The sequence below is a fragment of the Bacillus sp. OTU530 genome (assembly GCF_038440375.1).
Genome location: NZ_JASATP010000033.1, coordinates 36,644 through 60,179 on the forward strand (window position 1 = coordinate 36,644; position 23,536 = coordinate 60,179).

At 39.9% G+C, this 23,536-nt stretch carries 20 protein-coding genes; 11 read left to right on the plus strand and 9 right to left on the minus strand.

The window, feature by feature from the left end:
• Positions 1–176: 176 nt before the first annotated feature.
• The gene (locus AAHB12_RS20925) at positions 177–791 is read left to right on the plus strand and encodes a DNA-3-methyladenine glycosylase (RefSeq protein WP_342046889.1); all 615 of its coding nucleotides are present in this window, start codon (positions 177–179) and stop codon (positions 789–791) included.
• 88 nt (positions 792–879) lie between these two features.
• Here the strand turns inward: AAHB12_RS20925 and AAHB12_RS20930 are convergent, their stop codons facing one another.
• On the minus strand, positions 880–1,230 hold the full coding sequence (locus AAHB12_RS20930; protein WP_342046891.1) for a YlbF family regulator: 351 nt from the start codon (positions 1,228–1,230) through the stop codon (positions 880–882).
• Positions 1,231–1,582: 352 nt separating this feature from the next.
• Between AAHB12_RS20930 and AAHB12_RS20935 the strand changes: the two genes are divergently transcribed.
• From AAHB12_RS20935 to AAHB12_RS20955, 5 genes are all read left to right on the plus strand, one after another.
• Complete coding sequence (locus tag AAHB12_RS20935; RefSeq protein ID WP_342046892.1) at positions 1,583–2,956, plus strand: YheC/YheD family endospore coat-associated protein; 1,374 nt, start codon at positions 1,583–1,585, stop codon at positions 2,954–2,956.
• Entirely contained in the window at positions 2,956–4,035 is a 1,080-nt protein-coding gene (locus tag AAHB12_RS20940) for a YheC/YheD family endospore coat-associated protein (RefSeq protein WP_129726588.1), read from the plus strand. Before AAHB12_RS20935 ends, AAHB12_RS20940 begins: the two co-directional genes overlap by 1 nt.
• Positions 4,032–5,396, plus strand: a complete 1,365-nt coding sequence (locus AAHB12_RS20945; protein WP_129726587.1) for a YheC/YheD family endospore coat-associated protein — start codon at positions 4,032–4,034, stop codon at positions 5,394–5,396. Before AAHB12_RS20940 ends, AAHB12_RS20945 begins: the two co-directional genes overlap by 4 nt.
• Positions 5,393–6,556: a YheC/YheD family endospore coat-associated protein gene (locus AAHB12_RS20950; protein WP_129726586.1), complete on the plus strand. Its 1,164-nt coding sequence runs from the start codon at positions 5,393–5,395 to the stop codon at positions 6,554–6,556. The genes AAHB12_RS20945 and AAHB12_RS20950 overlap by 4 nt, the downstream gene beginning before the upstream one ends.
• A gap of 313 nt (positions 6,557–6,869) precedes the next feature.
• On the plus strand, positions 6,870–7,874 hold the full coding sequence (locus tag AAHB12_RS20955) for a DUF3231 family protein (protein WP_342046895.1): 1,005 nt from the start codon (positions 6,870–6,872) through the stop codon (positions 7,872–7,874).
• A gap of 243 nt (positions 7,875–8,117) precedes the next feature.
• Here AAHB12_RS20955 and AAHB12_RS20960 read toward each other — a convergent pair whose 3' ends face one another.
• Entirely contained in the window at positions 8,118–8,651 is a 534-nt protein-coding gene (locus AAHB12_RS20960) for a DoxX family membrane protein (protein WP_342046896.1), read from the minus strand.
• A 588-nt stretch (positions 8,652–9,239) separates the two neighbouring features.
• Between AAHB12_RS20960 and uxaC the strand changes: the two genes are divergently transcribed.
• The 5 genes from uxaC (at position 9,240) to AAHB12_RS20985 (ending at position 16,329) form a co-directional block, all read left to right on the plus strand.
• Positions 9,240–10,682: a glucuronate isomerase gene (gene uxaC, locus AAHB12_RS20965; RefSeq protein WP_342046897.1), complete on the plus strand. Its 1,443-nt coding sequence runs from the start codon at positions 9,240–9,242 to the stop codon at positions 10,680–10,682.
• 101 nt (positions 10,683–10,783) lie between these two features.
• Complete coding sequence (locus AAHB12_RS20970) at positions 10,784–11,782, plus strand: LacI family DNA-binding transcriptional regulator (protein WP_342046899.1); 999 nt, start codon at positions 10,784–10,786, stop codon at positions 11,780–11,782.
• Between the two features lie 73 nt (positions 11,783–11,855).
• The gene (locus AAHB12_RS20975; protein WP_342046901.1) at positions 11,856–13,322 is read left to right on the plus strand and encodes a tagaturonate reductase; all 1,467 of its coding nucleotides are present in this window, start codon (positions 11,856–11,858) and stop codon (positions 13,320–13,322) included.
• A 13-nt stretch (positions 13,323–13,335) separates the two neighbouring features.
• Positions 13,336–14,829 (plus strand): UxaA family hydrolase, encoded by a 1,494-nt coding sequence (locus AAHB12_RS20980; protein ID WP_342046917.1) that lies wholly within the window; start codon positions 13,336–13,338, stop codon positions 14,827–14,829.
• A gap of 120 nt (positions 14,830–14,949) precedes the next feature.
• Positions 14,950–16,329: an MFS transporter gene (locus AAHB12_RS20985; RefSeq protein ID WP_342046918.1), complete on the plus strand. Its 1,380-nt coding sequence runs from the start codon at positions 14,950–14,952 to the stop codon at positions 16,327–16,329.
• 162 nt (positions 16,330–16,491) lie between these two features.
• Here AAHB12_RS20985 and AAHB12_RS20990 read toward each other — a convergent pair whose 3' ends face one another.
• The 7 genes from AAHB12_RS20990 to nikA form a co-directional block, all read right to left on the minus strand.
• Positions 16,492–16,749, minus strand: a complete 258-nt coding sequence (locus tag AAHB12_RS20990; protein ID WP_342046920.1) for a DUF3600 domain-containing protein — start codon at positions 16,747–16,749, stop codon at positions 16,492–16,494.
• Positions 16,692–18,026 (minus strand): MATE family efflux transporter, encoded by a 1,335-nt coding sequence (locus tag AAHB12_RS20995; protein WP_342046903.1) that lies wholly within the window; start codon positions 18,024–18,026, stop codon positions 16,692–16,694. Before AAHB12_RS20995 ends, AAHB12_RS20990 begins: the two co-directional genes overlap by 58 nt.
• 20 nt (positions 18,027–18,046) lie before the next feature.
• The gene (gene nikE, locus AAHB12_RS21000; protein WP_342046904.1) at positions 18,047–18,880 is read right to left on the minus strand and encodes a nickel import ATP-binding protein NikE; all 834 of its coding nucleotides are present in this window, start codon (positions 18,878–18,880) and stop codon (positions 18,047–18,049) included.
• 151 nt (positions 18,881–19,031) lie between these two features.
• Positions 19,032–19,844: a nickel import ATP-binding protein NikD gene (gene nikD, locus AAHB12_RS21005; RefSeq protein ID WP_446715594.1), complete on the minus strand. Its 813-nt coding sequence runs from the start codon at positions 19,842–19,844 to the stop codon at positions 19,032–19,034.
• Positions 19,845–19,862: 18 nt separating this feature from the next.
• Positions 19,863–20,696: a nickel ABC transporter permease subunit NikC gene (nikC, locus tag AAHB12_RS21010; protein ID WP_129726576.1), complete on the minus strand. Its 834-nt coding sequence runs from the start codon at positions 20,694–20,696 to the stop codon at positions 19,863–19,865.
• Positions 20,693–21,637, minus strand: a complete 945-nt coding sequence (nikB, locus tag AAHB12_RS21015) for a nickel ABC transporter permease subunit NikB (protein ID WP_129726575.1) — start codon at positions 21,635–21,637, stop codon at positions 20,693–20,695. Before nikB ends, nikC begins: the two co-directional genes overlap by 4 nt.
• A gap of 21 nt (positions 21,638–21,658) precedes the next feature.
• Positions 21,659–23,281 (minus strand): nickel ABC transporter substrate-binding protein, encoded by a 1,623-nt coding sequence (nikA, locus tag AAHB12_RS21020; protein ID WP_342046906.1) that lies wholly within the window; start codon positions 23,279–23,281, stop codon positions 21,659–21,661.
• Positions 23,282–23,536: the final 255 nt, after the last annotated feature.

The window sequence follows — 23,536 nt, forward strand, 5'->3', positions numbered from 1 at the left end:
TAGCAAGACTTTCTAGCTGTATTCCTAAAATTTCTCGCTACGTCGAATGGTCTTCCAGTTAGAAACTTATACTTTCTTAAGGTGCAAGCAGAGAATTCTTCCAACACGCAAAATAGCTAACGCCTTATTCCTTAAAGCAACTGCAACATTCTACTTTCTGAAAAGGAGAACCTACTATGAAATGGCCTATAAACTGGTATGAAGGTGATACACTTGATGTAGCCAAACGTCTTCTTGGACATCGGCTTGTCCATGTGGTAGATGGAAAACGAAGAAGCGGCTTAATTGTCGAGACAGAGGCATATAAGGGCCCTGATGATAAAGCTGCCCACAGCTACGGAGGCCGCAGAACCGAGCGGACGGAGATTATGTTCGGTCCGCCTGGACACGCGTACATCTATTTAATCTACGGGATGTACCATTGCTTCAATATTATTACAGCGCCAGAGGGTACTCCACAAGGCGTACTCATCCGCGCGCTCGAACCCGATGAAAGAATAGAGGACATGGCATCGGCACGTTTTGGAAAAACTGATATTACGAAGCAGCAATATAAAAATCTAACGAGCGGTCCGGGGAAGCTCTGCCGGGCGCTTGCTATTACAATGGAGCAAAAGGGATTGTCTATGCAAAGCGACGAGTTGTTTATGGAAATTGTCTCCGACGAGACGCATCTATCACAGCGTTATGAAATCACAGCCGGCCCGCGGATTGGGATCGATTATGCAGAGGAAGCCGTTCATTATCCGTGGCGATTTTATTTTCAAGGTCATCCGTTTGTTTCGAAATAAGGAAAACTCGCGGACTGGAAATTTACATCTTATTACAGTAGCAAAAAACAACGCCTGCTTTTTATATGCAGGCGCTGTCTTTGTGCATTTACGCTAACGAACCGTATAAATCCTCAAGTGGTTTTAGGACAATTTTATTTAAGTCTCCAATGAAAACATTAACACGCTGCTCCGCCTGCATAAGCTGTGCAATCTTTTGGTTTTGCTGCACCTGCATGACAATTTGCTGCGCCTTCGCATTATCCTCTTCCGTAATCTGTTGGCCCTGCATCATTTTTTGCTGCAATTCAAGCTGTACGTTGCGGAATTGCTCAAACAGTACCTTTGCTTGCGGGTCTGCTTGTACAGTTGCGTAGCTTGCCTTTAAAGCTTGAAAATCCGGGTTCTCCGTAATTGCTTTTTGCAGCGCATAAGCTGCATCATACATATTAGTTGCCATGCTTTTTCCTCCTTTAGCCATTTCCGGCACGCTCTTAACTATATCAGACTATGTATCCTATGTGGAAATCTTTTTCATTATGACATGAAGAAATAAAGAAACCCTTGCACTTATATGGTATTCTTAAAGTTTCCGACTACGGAGAATGGTTTCGAAACAGCATTTGAATAGGCACGTGATTCGTATATCCCCAATAATCGCACCAAGACTTACCATTTCAATTATATTTAACCACAAATTCAAGATAGTCCAACCTTCCATTTCACCTGTTGTATCATTTACTCATAAACTACATTATTATCTATATTTCATTATAGAGCTTGGACAAAATGCAAGCAAATGAGGGACTTCTATGTTTTCTACAACAACAGTAAGAATAACCGAAGGCAGCTTGATTGAAAATAATCAGACAATTGCCCTATCGAAACGACTCGCCAAGCTATGGATGATTGAACAGAATGATACAATTACACTTTTTTTTGGTCTAACAAGTGTAACTGTGAATATTACTTCAATAGGTGAAAAAGAAAATGCTATTCTCTGCAGCAAAGAGCTTCTTGCGATCCTGAAAATCCCTGGGGAATATGAGCTCCACTGCAGCTATCTCCCATCTCAAAAGGCACTGCATCTCGGACCTGTTATTGCGATTATTACAGAGATCAAGGAGCAAAGCTATCCTGTTTCCTTTGGTTCTCTTTCCTCCTTTTGCGAAGAGTTTGCCCTTTTAAGCGAACAAAGCGCTTGCTTTTGCTATATTACCTCTTTGTCTCTTTGGAAGGGTGAGGAAGTGTGGGGATACCGCTATGAGAATGGCCACTGGAAAAAGGAACAGATGCCATTTCCAAATGTTGTTCATAATCGCATTCACTCTCGAAAAACAGAGCAAAGCACTGTATTCTCCAGCTGGCTCCAAACCTTAAAAACCTACCATATTCCCCACTTTAACGACCGCTTTTTGAACAAATGGGAGGTATATGAGGCACTCGAGCAATTTGCTTATTTACAGCCATATATTCCCTGCACCTTCTTATTTGATAACAAACAAGTATTAGAGAAAGCGCTCGCTCTTTATGACTGCGTGTTTATCAAACCAGCTTATGGAAGCCAAGGGCGAAAAATTTTTAAAGTAACTCGTACTGAACATGAATATACATTAAACTATACGACCTTTTCAGGGGACATTCATACCTCATATACATCGGTCGATAGCTTATTTGCAGCGCTTAAGCCTTATATTGGGCACCGGCCTTACATCGTTCAGCAAGGTGTAACATTGTATACGTATGAAGAACGTCCTGTTGATTTTCGTATTCTTTGCCACAAAACGGAACAAAACCAGTGGAAGCTTACCTCTGCTGTTGCACGCGTTTCTTCCCCAAATGAATTTGTCTCTAATATCGCAATGGGTGGAGAAATTTACAAATTCGATGAGGTACTGCAGTTTGCCTTCTCCCAGAAACAAGTTCGACATTTAAAAAAGCTGCTATCCGAGCTGGCACTAGAAACCGCCCGGTGCCTTGGACAAAGCTATGACGGTTTATACGGAGAACTCGGGATTGATCTAGGATTGGACAAAGACGGAAATCCTTGGCTTATTGAAGTGAATTCAAAGCCATCCAAAAATATGCTTCCAACCGCGATACCAACGCCTATTCGTCCATCCGTCCGGTCCGTCTTGCAATATTGCTGCTTAATTGCTCAGCAGCCATATAAGGAGGAATCATAATGACGCTCGGCTTATTATCTCTTCGATCTGATCAAGAAACAGAATATTTTACAGAAATCGCGAAACGGGCTTTTCTGCATGGCATGCAGGTTGTTCGGTTTACGCCTTTTCAAATCATCCCCGCCACAGAGCAAGTTCATGGTTTATTGTTTGATTCCGTGCAAGAGCAGTGGGTTCAACATACTTTCCCCATTCCTCCTTTTATCTATGATCGCTGCTTTTATAATCGCACCGAAAGCTCAAGGCAAGGAAAGCCCATTGTAGAATGGCTAAAAAAGCGGCCACAAACCCAATTTTTAGGTCATGGCCTGCCCGATAAGCTACAAACCTATTCCATTCTCTCACATCATCCAGCCACGGCTCCTTATGTTCCCTATACCGTAGAAGCGACGATAGAGAACGTTTGGAAATATATATGGAGGCATAAACAAGCTGCTTTAAAGCCAGTGAATGGCTCTCAAGGAAACGGATTTTGCTTTCTATCCTATGGGCGCCGTTCTATTCAAGCGACCTTACAACAGGCTAAACAGACAATAACAGAAAGCTTTCTTTCCAAAGAAGATTTTTTAGCTTGGCTCGCCTCTCTCCTGCAATCGCAAACTTACCTGCTGCAGCCATTTTTATCCGTGCAAGATGCGTACGGACGTCCATTTGATATCCGTGTTTTACTGCAAAAAAATGAAAAGGGTGTTTGGGGGGAGGTTGGACGGGGGGTGCGCTGCGGCAATGAACGGGCTGTTGTTTCCAATTTGCATGCAGGAAGCCAGAGCATCACATATGAGGAATGGAAACAATCGTATCCGAAGCAGGAGCGGCTGCTGCTGGAGGACAATATTACAACTCTCCTCAAGGCTGTACCTATAGCTTTAGAACAAACACTGCCGCCGCTGTTTGAAATCGGTCTTGATATTTCTGTCGACCAAAATCAGGCTGTTTGGCTTCTCGATGTTAACTCAAAGCCTGGGCGAAGAGTAATGCTGGAGTGCAAACCAGAAAACGTTGATCACTTATATCACGCACCGCTTGCCTACTGCAAATACTTAACACTCGAGGCGCAAAAAGGAGCGGATTCCCAATGAAACTGCGTTCTTACATGCTGCAGAAAAGCGGTCGTGAGCCAAATACGGTATACCTCCCCTACACATTCGATAATATCCAATCCCTGAAATACATTTCATTTGGCACAAAAATTATTGAATGTGACGTACGAGCAGATTCTTTATCAGACAATACCATCTCCATAGGGCAGGAGATTATCGCAGATTTAAAGCTGCCATTTCTTACACCAATTCATGTATTTGTCTACGAAGAAACCATTGTAATAGGTCCGCTAATTGGAATTTTCACGGCCGGCTTTACAGAATCTTCTTTGCGGCCAATTGGGGAACGCTCACTGTTTTTTGCCAACCTGCTCACAGCTAAAGACGATACGAAGGCATACTTATTTGCATTTGGATCACATCAAATTAACTGGAAGGAAGGAACCATTACCGCTTACTTTTATAATGAACAACGCTGGGTACAACATGAGGTTCCATTTCCACACGTTATATACGACCGGCTCCCAAATCGGAAAACGGAAAACCACCGAGCCATTGCCCGGGTAAAAGAACGGCTCCAGCATGAATACTTAATTCCTTGGTTCAATCCTGGATTTTTTAATAAATGGGATATTTACCGCTGCTTACAGAAAGATGAAGCGGCAGTTTCCTACCTACCGGAAACACATCGTTTTACAAGCTTTGAGCAAATTGAATTTCTTTTATCCAAGTACGGGCATGTGTATATTAAGCCGATTAATGGCAGCTTAGGAAGCAGCATTTATCAGGTTCGGTATGACTTTGAGGAAAATGAATATTACTGTCGCTATCGTGATGCCGATGGGAATAAGCTGCGTAAATACCATTCTCTTGAATACCTTATCAATCACCTCTTAAGCCGTTATAATTTAGAAACGTTTATCGTACAGCAGGGCATTTCGTTGCTGCGTATAAATGGGCAGCCTGTCGATTTTCGCATTCATACAAATAAGGATAGACACGGCTATTGGCGAATGAGCGCAATTGCTGCCAAAATCGCCGGTCAGGGCAGTATGACCACACATATGAATAATGGCGGTGATGTAAAAAGCTTGGACGAAATCTTTCCTGATCCTGTTGAAAGAGAAAGTGTGCTGCAAAAGCTAACAACAGCTGTCCTTCTGCTCAGCGAGAGCATCGACACACATCTAGACGGATGCATCGGGGAAATTGGCTTTGATCTCGGCTTAGATAAAACGGGCAAAGTGTGGCTGTTTGAGGCAAACTCCAAGCCAGGCCGCTCTATTTTTCATCATCCGAAGCTAAAGAAAAGCGACCGATTAACGAAGGAGCTCTTTTTGGAGTACGCACTGCATTTAACTGAAAAATCATTATTCTCCCCTGAGGAGCTGTTTCAATGAACCAAATTTTCTATGACTCGAAAACAGAGTGCTGGCATCATTATGAAACAGGGCGAATGTTTGGCCAATCCCAGCTTAAAGCTGGAACAGAGCATTCCTTCTCCTTTTCCATCCAGCAGCAAGACGAGCGGCTTGGACCGCTCGTTGGTATTTTGACAAGCGGTACACCAAAAGGAAAGCTTTACGGTGATTTCACACGGTTTGCCGCCATCCAAGCAGCCCTTCAAAGGCAAGGCGGCATTAGTTTTGTCTTTTCGCCGTATGGATTACAGGAGGAACATATTGAAGGCTATGTATGGCTCTCGGAGAAACGATGGTATAAATGCCGTTTTCCGTATCCTGATGTTGTATATAATCGCGTGCCCTATCGAAAGCACGAACAACGACCAGAAACGAAACAGGCCATTGAGCAGCTCACAAATCGTGATATCCCGTTATTTAATCCTTGCTTCTTCCCCAAGTGGGAGAGTTATCAAGCATTTTCCGCAAATGAAGCATTACGGCCGTATTTGCTCGAAACAAAACTGCTGCAAACGGAAGAAGACTTATGGCATATGCTCCACAGCCACAAAGAGATATATGTAAAACAATCTGAAGCCGCAAAAGGAAAGCATATTTTTTCTTTACGATTTACTGACGATAATCTAGTGCTTCAAAAAGACTTGCAGGGAGAGTACATACAATCTGTTTCTTATATCTGGGACTTCCTCTCAAAGCAGCAAAAACCGTATATCGCACAACGCGCCATTGCACCGGATATGCAAAACGGAAGAAAATACGATTTGCGTGTTGCTGTACATGCTGCAAGCAGAACATTTCACATTAGCGGCATCGGTGTGCGCCTTGCAAAAAAAGGGCATATTGTCACGCATGTCCCGCATGGCGGGGAGATTATAGTACAAGAGAAGCTGCATCGCCCAGTCCGCTATGATATTATCGAGATGCTTGCTGAGCAATGCGGCCAAAGCCTATGCAGCCGCTTTGGCCGCGTTCGGGAATTTTCATTAGATATTGGCGTGGATGAATCGGGTCACTATTATATATTCGAAGCGAACAGCAAGCCGATGATTTTCGACGAACCGCATATCTATACAGAAACGCTCCACAACCTGCTGGCCGTGTTTACTGCAGAAGCGGGATTTTCTAAACTAATGCCATAGTATCTTTTAGTATTTGACAGCAACACAGTACAAAAGCATGTGGAGCAATTTATCAAGACCTAAATTATAAAAACCCTTAAAAATAAAGAAGAGCACATATTAGTCATGTATAATATGTGCTCTTCTTTTATTCCATTAAAGCGCCCTTTGGAATAACTAAGATATGTCATCAGTCCTAAAATCACTTAATTGTTCTTCCACTAACGCCCCCGTTCAACAAGAAACTACTCAACTAATCATCTAAAAGGTTGAAGTCCAAAGAAATGCATACCTATTTCTGTATTAGTAAAAAATACGGAAGAGGTGAGAACAAATGGAAAATGATAATTTAAAACTTACATCTTCCGAAATAGGAACACTATGGGGGGAGTATGTAAACGGAACTATGACCGAGATAGTAAATAGGTATATGATTTCTATCTTGGAAGACGAATCAATAAAAAAAGTTTTTGAAATTGCCATTGAGACATGGGAAAAGCAAAAGAAGCAGCTTGTTTCCTTCATTGAGAAAGAGGGATTTCCAGTTCCTATTGGATTTACTGAGTCCGACCTTAATAAAGGTGCAGAGAGATTGTTTTCTGACACATTCTGCTTAAATTATTTACATATTATGACTATACATGGTTTGTTGGGTCATACAACTGCTTTAAGTGTTTCTGTCAGAAAAGACCTACGGGAATTTTACAATTCATGTGATAATGATGCAAAAAGTATGTACGATTTAACCATTGAGTTATTGCTTAAGAAAGGAAAATTCCAACGAGACCCCTATTTCTATCCTAACGAAGGCCCTGAATTTATTTCTACCAAAGATTTTACTAATGGATTCTTCGGAAAAGAGAGACTTTTATCTGCTTCAGAACTAATCAGTATTTCTCTTAACATTAAAAAGAGCATTATGGCAAAAACTCTTTCAATTGGATTCAGTCAAGTCACAGAATCGAAAGAAGTAAGAAAGTTTTTTGAGGAATTAGAACAAGCCGCAGATGAAAACCTACAAGCCCTTTCAAAAATTATGCACAATGATAATTTGCCAGTTCCAATGTCGTGGGAATCAGAGGTTACAACGTCAAAAGACTCTCCTTTTTCAGATAAATTAATGTTGTATCATATGGGCTTCTTGGCTCAAACTGCACAAGTATATTATGGGACAGGTCTAGCAGGAGCCATGCGAAAAGACCTAGCTGTAGCTTATGAAAAAGCAATTCTAAAAACATTAGGAACTACCAAAAACTGGTTCGATATTATGGTGAAAAACAAGTGGTTAGAACAGCCACCACTTGCTCCCAATAGAAAAGAACTTGCACGAGATCAATAGGATATACCCCTCATTAGTGAGGGGTATATTTTTAATTAGCTTCTTATTTTAATGGATAATTCCAACATAAAATGGTTATTCCTTCTTCAACATATATATTATATACCATCTTTTTAATATTTGATTATGGAGTATGCTATGTAAAAAATAAGAGGATCTATGCCTTTATATTGAACATAGTATCCCCTTCTAATTTTAGTATGTTTAAAGCAATCCACATGCTTTTGTACTGTGTTGAAAAATCTATAGCGCAGGTTTTACTTTAATGTTTTCAGTCTTTTTAATGCTAGTATTTTGTTTCAAAATAGTTTTACGAATAAATGGAATTACCCATCGGTCTAAACCAAATACACCGGCGTTAAACCCAGCTGCTAAAATAATTCCGCCTAATAGAATGTCAGTTGGATTATGAGAAACAGTTCCCGCAAGCAAGAAGCTAAAATTCATTACAAGACCAAAGAACGCCGCCGCTGTTGTTAAGCAGCCGAGCAACAATCCAAGACCTATAAGCGTTTCACCTAATGGAATTACAATGTTAAATAAGTCCGCATTCGGAAGAGCCAGGTTTTTTAAGAAAGATACATACCATCCATAGACAACGCCATCTGGACCAGCAACTGGTTTTGCAACAGCTCCAGCTAAGAAGCCAGCTGCATCAAATTGACCGCTTTGTAATTTTCCTAGTCCTGCTGTAAACCAAGAGTATCCTAAATATAAACGAAGAACTGTTAAAAGAGCTGCTGCAATTCGATTTTCCCTAACAAACTTTCCAAACATACAAGATCGCTCCCTTTCAAATTGGATTAAGTAATGATTACACCCTTAGTATATTTGAAAGTTTGTAAGAAGCATCAGTTTTGTGAACATATTCACAAATAGTTCAAAAGAAATTGACCAAATGGTGAATACTTCCTTCTTCCTAAATTCGGTAAGAACAACCGATTAAAAAGCTATATCATTCTACCTCCCGGGCAGAATGATATAGCTTTTTGAGCAGGAGTAGATTTTTGTTGCGCTGCAAGAAAGAAAATATAAATTTTCATCCGGAAGCCAATTTAACGTATTCGAAAATTTTAGGAATACGTTGTAAGGTAGCTACGCTTTTGCTTTTGCTTTTTCCTAACAGCTCGCCAATCCACGAGTTTTTTAGAACGAACGACCACATTTTTAGTCCTGTATATACACTTGTTCTTTTTGAAAAATGGAGTTTATTAGAAAAAAATACAAATCCCTATTGCATTAAAAAGAAATAAAAAGTAGAATGAAGGAGAAATGTTAACGTTAACATTCATAAGTCACTTCCGTCCTATTATTTTTTTAATTAAAAATGTTAACGTTAACAAAAAACTGTAGGATGGTGAAATAATGGAAAAATTTATGAATGAAAATTTTTTACTTAAAAATAAAACCGCTATCTCTCTGTTCCATGATTATGCGAAGGAAATGCCGATTATTGACTATCATTGTCATTTAAGCCCTAAAGAAATTTATGAAAATAAAAAATTTAAAAATATTACAGAAGCTTGGCTTTATGGTGATCATTATAAATGGAGAGCAATGAGAGCAAATGGAATCCCAGAAGAATATATTACCGGAAATGCAAGTGATTATGAAAAATTTCTTGCCTGGGCAAAGACGGTTCCAATGACAATAGGAAATCCTTTATATAATTGGACTCATTTAGAATTGCAGCGATTCTTTGGCATTTACGAAACATTAAACGAACAAAGTGCTTCAGGGATTTGGGAGAAAGCGAATGCCCTTATAACTGGAGAAGGATTTGGCGCCCGTGACCTCATCGTAAAATCAAATGTTAAAGTGGTTTGCACAACTGATGACCCGACAGATAGCTTAAAATATCATCAATTATTAAAAAAAGATGAAGACTATCCTGTCAGTGTTGTTCCGGGTTTTAGACCGGATAAAGGCTTGGAAATCAACCGAGATGGATTTCTAGAATGGGTTGGGAAGCTTGAGCAAGCTTCCCAAGTAAAGATTGAGAACTATAAGGACTATCTCGCTGCACTTGAAGTGAGGGTTCAGTTCTTCCACTTAGTTGGCGGTGTCGTCTCTGATCATGCATTAGATTCAATGGTTTATGAAGAAGCGACCTTTGATGAAGTACAGGAAATCTTTGCAGAAAGATTAACTGGCAGCAAGCTCTCCTTAGAAGCGGAAAAGAAATTTAAAACCTTTACATTAATTCACTTAGGCAAGCTATATGCAGATCTCGGTTGGGCGATGCAGTTCCATATTAATGCCCATCGCAACAATAATACAAACATGTTTAAGCGATTAGGACCTGATACCGGTTATGATTCAATTAATGATGATCAAATTGCCAAACCACTCGTTTCAATCCTGGATTCTTTAGAACAGGCTGGCAAGCTTCCAAAAACGATTATCTATTCTTTAAATCCTACTGATAATTATGTCATTGCAAGTATTATCAATAGCTTTCAAGATGGAAAGACACCAGGAAAGATCCAATTCGGTACTGCATGGTGGTTTAATGATACGAAGGAAGGCATGCTAGAGCAAATGAAAGCACTCTCCAATGTAGGGCTTTTTAGCCGGTTCATTGGAATGCTGACAGACTCTAGAAGCTTTCTATCTTATACGAGACATGAATATTTCAGAAGAATTGTCTGCAATCTGATTGGAGAATGGGTAGAGAATGGTGAGGTTCCAAAGGATATGGAATTATTAGGGAGAATCGTCCAAGCAATCGCCTACAACAACGCGAAAGAATATTTTCAATTTCAAGGAGTTACAGAAGGCAACCCTATTTCTTCTACAAGATCATAACGAAAGATGCTAAAGGTTGATTAATGCTGGTGAGGTAGTAAAATAGGATAATATATGCCACTTTTTCTAAATGAATGTAATGAAAAAAGGAAGGAAATAGAATGGTTACTATTAAAGACATTGCTAGGCTGGCCAATGTATCTCATACAACGGTTTCAAGGGCCCTCAATAACAGCCCGCTTATAAAAGAGCCAACCAAGCAGAAAATCCTTGAAATTGCCTCCCAGCTAAACTATACACCAAATTATAATGCAAAAAGCCTTGTGACGCAGAAGTCCCATACAATTGGTTTGTTTTTTTCAAGCATAAGCAACGGAACATCTCCAAGCTTTTTTGTTGATGCGCTCAAAGGTGTCAATCATGTCATCAGCCAGGATTATAATTTATTTGTCCGCGGCATAGATGATTATCAGGATTTTTCAACAATTAATCCCCTACGCTTTGATGGCATCATTTTAATGAGTCAAAGTGTGCAAGATAATTCGTTTATCTACCACACAATGCAAAAGGGAATTCCCCTTGTGGTACTTAACCGTTATATCGAAGAAAATCATATTATCAATATTTTATCTGATGATACAGAAGGATCCCGTCAAGCAGTAGAATACGTGATTAAAAACGGGCATCGGGATATCGCCATTATTGAAGGAATACAAGGCTTTAAGTCCACACAAATGCGCAAAGAGGGATATCTTCAAGCGTTAATCCAACACGGGATGTCCATTCAGCCCGAATACTCTGTTAGTGGAAACTATGATATGGAAAGCGGTTATCTCGCGATGAACAAACTGCTGTCATTAAAAAAGCCTCCAACAGCTGTTTTCTGTTCAAATGATGATATGGCCATTGGTGCCATGAACGCAGTTTTCGCTAAAGGACTAAAGGTTCCCGATGATATTTCAATTATTGGTTTCGATGATATAGGTTTTTCTCGGTATACAACACCGCGCCTAACAACCGTAAAACGCCCTACAGAACAAATCAGTATTTGGGGTGCGAAAAAAATTCTGTCATTAATCATGGGGAAACAAGAAAAGGCGGAAAAGATCTTTGCCAATACAGAGTTAATCATTCGTGACTCTGTTAAAAAGATGGAGTAATATTATTGTCCCGTTTTGGGACGATTATTGAAATAAATGTTCACGTGTGCATAACGAAGGGAGATACCTATAGATGCAGAGGTTAAATAAACACAATTACAAGCAGTCTGCTGTACGTCCAGAGAAAATTCTTCAGTTTGGAGAAGGAAATTTTTTAAGAGCGTTTGTTGACTGGCAGGTTCAAGTATTAAATGAGAAAACAGATTTTAATGGAAGTGTCGTCGTGGTCCAACCAAGGGGCTCGGAAAAAATTGAAAGACTGAATCAACAAGATGGTTTGTTCACCCTTTTTTTACAAGGAATGAAGGATGGGAAACCCGTTGATGAGCATATGGTGATTGAGTCGATTAGCCGAGGGATTAACCTTTTTACAAACTATGAGCAGTATAAAGAACTGGCGGGAAAACAGGATATGCGTTTCATCATTTCAAACACGACAGAAGCCGGGATTGTTTTTGATCCTGAAGATCGGTTGGAAGATCGACCGCCAAGGAGTTTTCCAGGAAAGCTGACTGCTTTTCTTTACTATCGCTTTCAAGCTTTTTCGGGAGACGATAGCTATGGCTGCATCGTGATTCCTTGTGAGCTGATTGAAAATAATGGCGAAAAACTGAAAGAGGTTGTGCTTCAATATGCCAACCACTGGAACCTAGGTGATGAATTTATCAATTGGATCCACAAGGCAAATACGTTTTGTTCCAGCTTAGTAGACAGGATCGTCCCAGGCTTCCCATTAGATTCAATAGACGAGAAAACAGCAGCGCTGGGCTATAAGGATGAATTAATGGTAGTCGGAGAGCAGTATCATCTTTGGGTGATTGAAGGACCTGATTGGATCAAAGATGAACTGCCAGTTGCGGGTACAGGTTTGAACACGTTAATCGTTGATGATTTAACACCCTACCGAGTGCGAAAAGTCCGTATTTTAAACGGTGCTCATACCGCTATGACACCTGTTTCATACTTATATGGCCTAGACACTGTGGAAGAGTCGGTCAAGCATCAGGAGCTAGGGGTATTCATTAAGGAGTTGGTTGATAATGAAATTGTTCCAACTTTAGATGGATCGCCTGAAGAACTTGCTGCCTTTTCAAATGAAGTGTTAAATCGCTTTATGAATCCATATATCAAACATTATTTATTAAGCATTTCCTTAAATTCCATTTCAAAGTTTGCGGCGAGGAATTTACCAACGTTACTAGATTACGTGAACCAAACGGCTACTTTGCCGAAACGGCTCGTTTTTTCTTTAAGTTGCCTGCTGTATTTTTACCGAGGAAAACGAGGGAATCAGGATATTTCATTACAAGATAATCCAGAAATCCTACAATTCTTTCAAGCTCTTTGGGGGAAAGCCGATCAACATGAATTCCATATAGAAGATCTAGTTAAAACCGTGTTGGCTAACAAACAGCTATGGGCAATGGATCTTACTTCGATTCCAGGCTTGGTGAGCGCTGTAACAACTAATCTCCTGAATATTAAGCAGTTCGGAGTAAAAGAAGCCCTTAAAGAATTATACGGGACATCAATTAAGTGAGGTAATCATGCGGATGAAAAAATACTTGCAAATAAATGAAAACGATAACACTATCCTTGCCTTAAGAGACCTTAAGAAGGATGAAGAACTAAGCATCGACGGAAAGGCCATTCAATTAAAACAGGATATTTATCGCGGCCATAAAATCGCTTTAAAAGAAATCCAAGAAAAAGAACATGTTATCAAATACGGGTATCCAATCGGCCATGCACTCATAACAATTGCTCCTGGAGAACTTGTTCATACCCATAACACGAAAACGAATTTATCCGGAACGCAGGATTATCGGTACACACCGAAACAAACGGACCTTTCATATAAAAATGAAAATCGGACCTTTAAAGGCTATGTAAGGGAAAATGGAAATGTCGGGATTCGAAATGAACTTTGGATCGTGCCAACAGTAGGCTGTGTAAATGGAATTGCCGAAAAAATTATGAAACGCTTTGAAAAACATGTAGGCGACATAAGTCCGTTTGATAATGTTCTCGTTTTAAAACATAACTACGGCTGTTCCCAGCTCGGTGACGACCATGAAAATACAAAGCAAATTTTGCTCAATGCTGTAAACCATCCAAATGCTGGCGGTATTCTCGTTTTAGGGCTTGGATGTGAAAACAATGAACTTCCTGAATTTAAAAAGGCGCTCGGTGACATAAATGAAGACCGAGTCAAGTTCCTCATTTCCCAGGCAGTTACAGACGAAATTGAAGAAGGATTTAAACTTGTCATGGACATTTATGAAAGCGCTAAAAATGATGAAAGAGAAGATGTTCCCCTATCAGAACTAAAGATTGGCCTGAAATGTGGCGGTTCTGACGGCTTCTCTGGAATAACCGCTAACCCTCTTTTAGGCAGATTCTCTGATTACTTAATTTCACAAGGTGGAACCACTGTCTTAACCGAAGTTCCAGAAATGTTCGGTGCCGAAACCATCTTGATGGAACGAGCGGCTAATGAAGCAGTATTTCATAAGGTCGTAGATTTGATCAATGACTTTAAGGATTATTTTCTTCAGCATAATCAGCCTGTCTATGAAAATCCATCTCCAGGAAACAAGGCTGGCGGCATTACAACTTTAGAAGACAAGTCACTTGGATGTACACAGAAGGCTGGTACTTCCACCGTCGTGGACGTTTTGAAATATGGGGAAACTCTAAAAACAAAAGGATTAAATCTTTTAAGCGCACCTGGCAATGATCTCATCGCTTCTACGGCACTTGCATCAGCAGGCTGTCAAATGGTGCTGTTTACAACAGGCAGAGGAACACCATTCGGGACATTTGTTCCAACTATGAAAATTTCAACGAATACCCAAATTTACGAAACAAAACCACATTGGATTGACTTTAATGCTGGAACATTGCTTGAAGATGGGAGATCAATCGATCAAGTAATGACTGAGTTTGTCGACTATATTATCAGAGTTGCAAGCGGAGAATTTGTTAACAATGAGAAAAATGATTTTAGAGAGATTTCAATCTTTAAAAGCGGTGTAACATTATAAGCTGATTTTGTTTTTTTAAGCGAGTCTCCTTGACTTATTCTCACCTCATTCGTTTTAGTTACCAGTACAGCACATTTCAAAAATATCATTCCAATATATCTGGAGGTAATTATGAGCACAATGTTAGCTACGAATAATTCCCAACAGGAACAAAATCCTAAGCACGAAAAGATAAGTGTAAAAGAGAAAGTGTCTTATGGATTTGGAGACTTTGGTAATGGTTTCCTGTTTGATTTAGGTCAACTCTACCTGCTTAAATTTTTGACAGATGTTGCTGGAATCCCAGCTGCAGCAGCCGGTATGATTTTCTTAGTAAGCAAGCTGTTTAATGCTGTTATGGATCCAATTGTCGGTTCGTCGATTGATTATCGTAAGAACGTTGGTAACCGCGGCAAATTTCGCCCATATTTATTATTTGGCAGTTTTATATTAGGAATCATTACAGTGTTATTGTTCATGTCACCAGCTGCTTCGACAACAGGAAAGCTGATATATGCTTATGTGATTTATATGATATGGGGAGTAGCCTATTCATTTACAAACATTCCTTATGGTTCACTGGGTGCTGCAATTACCCAAGATGCAAGCGATCGCACTTCACTTGCAACATTCAGACAAATCGGTTCTTTAGGTGCTTTGTTGATTACAAGCGTTATCGTTATGCCAATCATTGTGCAATTTGAAAATCCACAAGTAGGCTATCCAGTTGCTATGGGGATGATGGCCATTATTGGTATTCTCGGATTCTATATTTGTTATCGGAATACAAAAGAACGAGTGATTGTAAAAGAGGCTCCGAAGGAAAAACTATCTGTAAAATCAATTATTAAAACATTTATTAAGAATAAACCATTGTTAACACTTGTGCTAATGACGATCTTTTCCATTTCTGCTTATAACATTAAATCAGCGCTACTGGTCTATTTTGCACAATATAATTTAGGAAATGTAACACTTGTAGCGAACATGAGCTTTATCATTATTGGTTCTTCATTTTTGGGTGTTATCCTTATGCCTAAGCTTGTTTCAAAACTTGGAAAAAAACATACGGCGATGCTGGGGTTTGCAATCTGTATAGCCGCTGATCTTGTGAATTTCTTGATTCCGACTAATATTTATTCATTCACAATTCTTTCAGCAATAGCTTTCATTGGAATTAGTATTCCAAATGGTATTACATGGGCATTGGTTTCGGATATTATTGACTATGGCGAGTGGGTATCAGGAGATCGAAAAGAAGCGACAACATATTCTTTATTTAACTTCTCAAGGAAATTGGCACAATCATTGGCAGGTTTTCTTTCCGGTCTCGGTTTATCTTTAATCGGCTATGTGCCAAACGTGGCTCAATCGGCTGGAACCTTGCTGGGTATTAAAGGACTGCTTACTCTATATCCAGCAGTTGCATTAACTATATCTTTACTAATCATTGGATTTATGTACAAGCTAACAGATGAGAAGCATGCAGAAATTATGAAGGATCTTAATGCAAAAGCGTAGTTGATATAAAAAGGGAACCTTCCTTCCTAACATAAAAAATGAATTATTGTGTAATTAAGAAAAACAAAAGCAGCCCTGTGTTTTTTCAGGGCTGTTCTTTTACATAGGTTTTACCATATATCTTCGTTATTCTTGTAATACCTTCTTATGAAACATATAAACTTATTCTTTTTTTGCTTGCTGCTTATTGTTTACATAGTCTATAAAATCCTTCGCTTGTTGAAATTCTCCTTGCAGTTCTCTAGGAAGCTTTTCCACCTCTATCGGTCCCTTGCTTGTATCTATTTCCCCTTGCGCCAACACCTTTTCATATGTCATGAGAGCCTCAATATACTGTTCGTGTTCTTCAGAAGTTAGGATTTCTAGCTGTAAAATGTTTGAGTATTCTGCACTTGAACCGAAAATAATTTTCTGTTTAATTTTGGAATATACATTACCAAAAACACAGAACGTCCTATACTAAATACAATAAAAGAGAACCATAAACCGTGATTTTGAAAACTAGGCACTGCAATAAATAGCGCCATGAGATAAGCAATCAACGCCAAAATCATCGAGTTTCGAATAGGTGCTGCTTCCGTTGCCCCTGTAAAAACACCATAAATAATGATGCCAAAGCTGGCTGAAATAGGAAATAGCGTAATCCATATTCCATAGGCATTTGCCAATTCAATAACACTTGGTATACTCGTAAATAGCATAATTATATTATGACCAAACAGGACGTAAATACCTGCGATAAAGCAGGACGAAAAGATAGCCCACTGACACGATAGCGAAAGTGTCTTCTTGTACAATTGTTTATCGTTTGCTCCAATTGCTTTCCCTACAAAAATACTAGAAGCATTCGCAAATCCGTCAAAGAAGTAAGCCATGAGATAGTGAATTTGGATGAGAACAGCATTTGCTGCCAAAACCTCTGTTCCAAAGGAAGCCCCTTTCGCCGTAAATATATTAAACATCGTTAATAAACAAAGGGTTCTGATGAACAAATCCCGGTTCACACTCATCATTTTTTTGAACGAAGCGGGATCAACAATCGCTTTTAAAGGAAGGCGCTTAAATGTAAAAGGAACAGTCTTCCATATGACAATAAGTCCTATAATAAAAGCCATTATTTCCGATAGTAAGGTTGCTACAGCTACACCAGCTACTGCCCAAGAGAATACGTTAACAAATAATAGAGATAGAGCGATGTTTATGAGATTCATAGATACTTGTATCATTAAAGAGGTTTTAATCCTAGACATCCCCATTAACCATCCGAGGATAACGTAATTCATTAAAGCGAACGGGACACCCCATATACGAATACTAAAATAATCTGATGCCAACGCCCGGACGTTAGACTCTGGGCTTATTAAGGTTAAAAATAAATGTTCGATAGGCCACTGTAGAAGAATAAAGGCAACCCCTACTACAATTGCCACTACAAATGGCCTTGTTAGAGCTAAAACCCCTTGCATATCATCATTTGCTCCATACGCTTGCGCAGCAAAGCCCGATGTACTAACTCGTAAAAAACCAAACAACCAGTACATCGTATTAAAAATAATGGTTCCTACAGCCACCGCCCCAATATAAGCAGGGTCAGGCAACTGCCCGACAACTGCTGTATCAACAGCCCCTAATAAAGGAGTAGTTATGGTTGAAATGATCAGGGGAATAGCCAACATAAGATAGGATCGATGATTCAATAGTTTCCCTCCTTTCTCTCTCATGCCAGAGGTTGGGCATAACGTCTCCCTCCAGAAAGAGAACGGTAACGGGGATGCTCGGAAAGAATAGACGAGAGCAAAGTTTGCACAGCAGGATGACGCGATGTGAACAGCTTGTCTTTACTTTTGCACTCCTCAACTATTTCACCTTTCTCCATCACAGCCAAAGCATCGGAGATAGAATAAGCAGCTTTTATATCATGGGTAATAAAAAGGTATGAGAGACCAAAAGCTGACTTCAATTCACTCAATAAGTTTAAAATATTTGTTTGGTTAACCATATCTAGACTACTTACCGCTTCATCTAATACAATTAGCTTCGGTTTTAAGGAAATCGCTCTTGCAATATTAATCCTTTGCAGCTGTCCTCCGCTAAATTGATGAGGGTACTTTCTCATATCCTCATGATTCAGACCTACTCTTTCTAGTAAATCTCCAACGGTCCGCTTCTGTTCATCCGGAGACATTCTTTCATAGTTTTGTAATGGTTCACTAATAATTTGTTCCGCAGTCATGCGTGGATTTACTGAAGAGTAGCAATCTTGAAATACTACTTGAAGATCGCGGCGAAGCCGTTTACGAGTGATGCGGTCTGTATTATAAAAATCATGCCCTTGAAACAAAACCTGCCCCTTTTGCGGCTTCTCCAATCCAAGGATTACTTTTCCAAGCGTGCTTTTCCCAGCTCCGCTCGTTCCGAGAACACCTAGACACATTCCTTGCCCTATGGAAATCGAAACGTTGGAAAGCACCCGTTTTCGTTGGTCTGTTCTGCTAAACAAATTATAGGAGCCGTACGTATGTGTTACATCCTTAACCTGCAGTAAACTCATGGACTCACCACCTGTTTTCTTAAGATATTAATGCTAGTCTAACAATGTTAGAGAATCCTGCGCTTTTTTGTACTGATCGGAAAGTATAAATTTCCAGCTAGAAGTGAATCCGACGTAGTCGGAAATTTTAAGAATACAGTATAAGTAGGGCTCAGTTTTCTTTACTAAATTGCAACGATGGTCGAGCATGAAGCAGCTTTTTCGTATATTCATGCTGCGGATGATCAAATAACTGATAAACATCTGCTTTTTCTACAATTCTTCCGTTCTGCATCACGATGACATCGTCAGCCAGCTCAGAAATAACTCCTAAATCATGAGAAATTAATAAGATCGCCGTACCATATTCTGAACGAAGCCAATCCAACTGCCGCAGCACCTGCAATTGGTTTGTCACATCTAGCGCTGTTGTTGGCTCATCAGCAATAATTACAGCTGGCCGCAAGCACAAAGAAATAGCAATCATTACCCGCTGCAGCATTCCTCCGCTTAGCTGAAATGGATATTTACGCATAATGTCTGAAGGATTTGGCAAATTTACGTTGTGCAAAGAGTCAACAGCCAGCTCAAATGCTTCCTTCTTTGTTAAATTCGTATGAGTCCGAATCGTTTCAATGAATTGGTTGCCAATCGTATATACAGGGGTAAAAGCGTTCATTGGATTTTGCATAATAAGAGCAATCTCTTTTCCTCGAATCCGCTGCATCTCCTTCGCGCTCAGCCCATTTAATTCCCTGCCGCGCAATCGTATACTGCCTTCTATACTCGTTGTTTTACGGTCTAGCAATTGCAGGAGTGATAAGGAAGTAATGGTTTTTCCGCTGCCGCTTTCTCCAACAAGCCCGAGCACATGCCCAGGCTTTAGTTCAAATTGGATATCCTGCACCAAAGGAATTGTTCCAATGGAGGTGTTTGCTTTTACCTGAAGGTCGCTAACCTCCAAAATATTATGCTGCTTTTCTATCAATTGTCTCATTCCTTTTTAAAAACGTCGTTTTACACCAAAGCGATCTGATAAAGCTTCTCCCAATACATTAAAAGTGATAACAACGAGCATAATCATTACACCTGGATATATCATTAACTCTGGATTGCTTCGTATATATGATTTTCCTTCATGAATCATAGCACCCCACTCTGGTGTGGGCGGCTGAATACCGAGTCCTAGAAACGACAGGGCGGAAATATCCATAATAGCCCAGCCTATTTCAAGTGTCCCCATTACGACAATTGGAGGAAGTACATTTGGGATAATATGCCGTCTAATAATTTTCCATTGTGAAGATCCGTTTATTCTCGCGGCGGCAATAAAGTTCTGCTCCTTCAGACTGAGCACTAAGCCTCGGAACATCCTCGCGTAATACACCCACTGCACAAGCACCATTGCCAAGATCACCTGTTTCATCCCAGGGCCGAATATTCCGACAAGTCCAAGAATAAGTACAAGATTCGGGAATGCCATCACTCCCTCACAAAATCTCATCAGTACAAGATCAATCCGGCCTCCCTTATAGCCGGCAAACGTTCCGACAAGTAAACCAATCCCCAATGACGAAATGAAAATTAAAAACGCAATCCCTAGGGAAATACGAGCACCATGTAAAAGACGAGACAGATTACATCGCCCCAAGTAATCAGTACCCAGTGGATATTCCATGGAAGGCGGCTTTAATTTTAAAGCTAAATTCACTTGAATTGGATCGTGCGGGGAAATCCACGGAGCCAAAATCGTAAGTATAAAAAGAACGATTAAAGTGAATAAGCAGACTGTGATGGTTGTTTGGTGCTTAAAAACACCCCTTATACTCGCAATCATTGATCCGTTCCCCCTTTCCAAGAGATGCGCGGATCCATATACATTTGTACAATATCTACAATCAGGTTGCACAAAATAAATAGACAGGCCGCAAGAAACACATAGCATTGGATGACTGGTATATCCCGGTTAAAAATCGCCTCAATAAAATAACGGCCAAACCCAGGCCATGAAAAAACGGACTCAACAATAATCGTTCCCGTCAGCAGCTTGCCAAAATTCATCCCAATCCCCGTAATCATCGGTAAAATTGCAATTTTTAATACATGCTTTACCATAATGGCACGCTCGTGAATACCTCTTGTTCTAGCATACAAGACATAGAAATCCTGCAAATTCTCCAGTACACTAATGCGCAGCAAACGAGTATAAATAGCAATTAGCGGTAAAGCCAGCGTTACGGACGGAAGAATAAAGTGCAGCCACGTTCCCGTCCCCTCTACAGGAAACAGATCAAATTTCACAGAAAACAAATAGATTAATAGATAACCAAGCCAAAACTGCGGAATGGAAGCACCCAAAAAAGCTAGAATTCTGCTGAACTGATCGATGACCCCGTTTCTCTTCACTGCAGCTAAAAATCCGATAGGCACACTAACGAGTACGGCTAGGAAAATGCTAGTAAAGGCAAGTTGGACCGTTGCAGGCATCCGGTATACAACCTCCTGCCAAACTGGCTTGTTAGAAAGATAAGATATGCCAAAATCAAGTTGGCATATCTTAATAAGAGATTGGATATATTGCACAAACAGCGGCTGATCTAGACCAAACTCCTGTCTTTTTTGTTCTAACATCTCCGCTGTCGGTTGAATATGGGCAGCTGCCAAATATGCTTCAGCAGGGTCGACCGGCGACAGATGAATGAACAAAAAAGTAAGCAGTGTGGCAAAGAGAAAAATAGGAATGATGGCAAAAAGTCGTTTCATAATATAGCTACCCATTATTTCTCCTCCTGCCGTTTCCTAGTTATTAATATTAATTCCACTGAATGGATGGTCATCACGATTTGCTGGGAATTCAAAGCTAGTTACATCCTTTTGATACACAGCTGTTTTCTTAATATAAGAAATCGGCACGATTGCTGCTTGATCCTGTAGTGTCTGCAAGATAGAGCTGTATAGTTCTTTTCGTTTTTTCTCATCCGTGGAGGCAAATACTTCTTTAATTTGTTGATCAAGCTGTTGTTTCACTGGTAAGTTGGACAAAGCATCTGAGAATCCAAATCCGTCTACGGAGACAATGTTAAGGAAGGTATGCGGATCATATGGAGCTCCGTAGTTGCTATAGAAATTCAAGTCAAAATCATTTTCACCAAAGCGTTTTACTTGAACGGGCAGCTCAACACCATTAATATTCAGCTTAACGCCGATCATCGCCCACTCAGCTTGAAGAGCTTCCGCCATTGCCTTTTGGATTTGGTTCGACTTGTCATACATCAATTCAAGCTCCAATGCTTTACCATCTTTCTCTCGAACACTTTTTCCAGCTGGCAGCTTCCAGCCCGCTTCTTCTAAATAACTCTTTGCTTTTTCTACATTATACTTAATAGGTGTTGTTTTAATATTGGTATATAACAGGTTGGGAGCTAGAATATTGTCTGCCTTCTCTTCCAGTCCAGAAGTCACTCCTTCTACCATTGCTTGCTTATTAAAACCGTATTGAAGTGCTAGACGTACCTTTATGTCGGAAAGCTGCTCTTTCGTCGTATTCATGACTAATTGTCTTGTTGCAACAGGTTCAGAAATACTTGTTTTATATTTTCCTGACTCCTCTAATTGTTTAAAAGCATCCAAACTAATAGCGCCCTCTCCATAAATTAAATCGAGTTCGCCCTTTTCAAAAGCAAGTACTCTTGTCTCTGCATCAGGAATTGTTTTAATCACGATTTTATCAACCTTCGGACGTTCACCCCAATAATTCGGGTTGCGAGTAAATACCGCATATTCATCCTTCTTATATTCCGCTAGCATCCATGGTCCCGTTCCAACAGGTTTCTTCACTCCTTTTGAAGTGTCACCGTCATCCGGAAAACCTGCTTCACCTAAAAAACGGACTGGACGGACCACTGCTAGCTCCTGCAATGTTGGATAATAAGCCTGCTTTAATATGATTTTGAAGGTAGAATCATTGATTACCTCCGTCTTATCAATCATACTGATTAATCCTAACCAGCTATGCATTTTCACGTTTTTCATAATCGCATCAAAATTCTTTTTCACAACATTCGCATTAAACGCTGTTCCGTCAGAAAATTTTACATTTTGACGAAGATTAAAAGTGTACTCCTTACCGTCTTCAGATACTTCCCATGATTCAGCTAGAGCTGGTTCCAGCTTACCCCCTTCTTTATAGCTAACCAATGGCTCGTAAATCATTGATTGGGCAATCATTTGTGAAGGGTTGTAAACATGCGGATTCATCTCTCCTATATCCCTCGGCCAAGACAAAGTGAGAGTTTTTTCCTTATTACTCGTTTCCTTCTCTGTCTGCTCACTTTTTTGTGTTGTACAACCTACAAGGACAACAGATAAGAGCAGAATTACTACTGATAGTAATATAGCGATTTTCCTTTTCCCTTTAAGCATTAGTAAATACTTCCCCCTTAAAATTAATAAAACAGATGGATACGAATGAAAATGATTATCATTCACTAATAATAGTTAACTAAGATACCCCCTGTCAATGAAAATTACGAATAATTTCACAATTAGAAACAATTCCCATATACTATGTCTTCCTTGGCATGCATATTGACCATGATACTTCGTAGATCAGTTTGCGGGAATGCGTTCCGGTACCAAGGTTCTGGCATATGTTACATCTATCTGCTTCCATTTAAA

What these genes read in the sequence shown, in the direction of transcription:
- AAHB12_RS20945 (WP_129726587.1), top strand. Translation starts at nt 4,032, where the DNA reads ATGAAACTGCGTTCTTACATGCTGCAGAAAAGCGGTCGTGAGCCAAAT.
- AAHB12_RS20985 (WP_342046918.1), top strand. Translation starts at nt 14,950, where the DNA reads ATGTTAGCTACGAATAATTCCCAACAGGAACAAAATCCTAAGCACGAA.
- AAHB12_RS20970 (WP_342046899.1), top strand. Translation starts at nt 10,784, where the DNA reads ATGGTTACTATTAAAGACATTGCTAGGCTGGCCAATGTATCTCATACA.
- AAHB12_RS20930 (WP_342046891.1), bottom strand. Translation starts at nt 1,230, where the DNA reads ATGGCAACTAATATGTATGATGCAGCTTATGCGCTGCAAAAAGCAATT.
- uxaC (WP_342046897.1), top strand. Translation starts at nt 9,240, where the DNA reads ATGGAAAAATTTATGAATGAAAATTTTTTACTTAAAAATAAAACCGCT.
- AAHB12_RS20935 (WP_342046892.1), top strand. Translation starts at nt 1,583, where the DNA reads ATGTTTTCTACAACAACAGTAAGAATAACCGAAGGCAGCTTGATTGAA.
- nikC (WP_129726576.1), bottom strand. Translation starts at nt 20,696, where the DNA reads ATGATTGCGAGTATAAGGGGTGTTTTTAAGCACCAAACAACCATCACA.
- AAHB12_RS20925 (WP_342046889.1), top strand. Translation starts at nt 177, where the DNA reads ATGAAATGGCCTATAAACTGGTATGAAGGTGATACACTTGATGTAGCC.
- AAHB12_RS20940 (WP_129726588.1), top strand. Translation starts at nt 2,956, where the DNA reads ATGACGCTCGGCTTATTATCTCTTCGATCTGATCAAGAAACAGAATAT.
- nikB (WP_129726575.1), bottom strand. Translation starts at nt 21,637, where the DNA reads ATGGGTAGCTATATTATGAAACGACTTTTTGCCATCATTCCTATTTTT.
- AAHB12_RS20975 (WP_342046901.1), top strand. Translation starts at nt 11,856, where the DNA reads ATGCAGAGGTTAAATAAACACAATTACAAGCAGTCTGCTGTACGTCCA.
- nikE (WP_342046904.1), bottom strand. Translation starts at nt 18,880, where the DNA reads ATGAGTTTACTGCAGGTTAAGGATGTAACACATACGTACGGCTCCTAT.
- AAHB12_RS20960 (WP_342046896.1), bottom strand. Translation starts at nt 8,651, where the DNA reads ATGTTTGGAAAGTTTGTTAGGGAAAATCGAATTGCAGCAGCTCTTTTA.
- AAHB12_RS20980 (WP_342046917.1), top strand. Translation starts at nt 13,336, where the DNA reads ATGAAAAAATACTTGCAAATAAATGAAAACGATAACACTATCCTTGCC.
- AAHB12_RS20950 (WP_129726586.1), top strand. Translation starts at nt 5,393, where the DNA reads ATGAACCAAATTTTCTATGACTCGAAAACAGAGTGCTGGCATCATTAT.
- AAHB12_RS20955 (WP_342046895.1), top strand. Translation starts at nt 6,870, where the DNA reads ATGGAAAATGATAATTTAAAACTTACATCTTCCGAAATAGGAACACTA.
- nikA (WP_342046906.1), bottom strand. Translation starts at nt 23,281, where the DNA reads ATGCTTAAAGGGAAAAGGAAAATCGCTATATTACTATCAGTAGTAATT.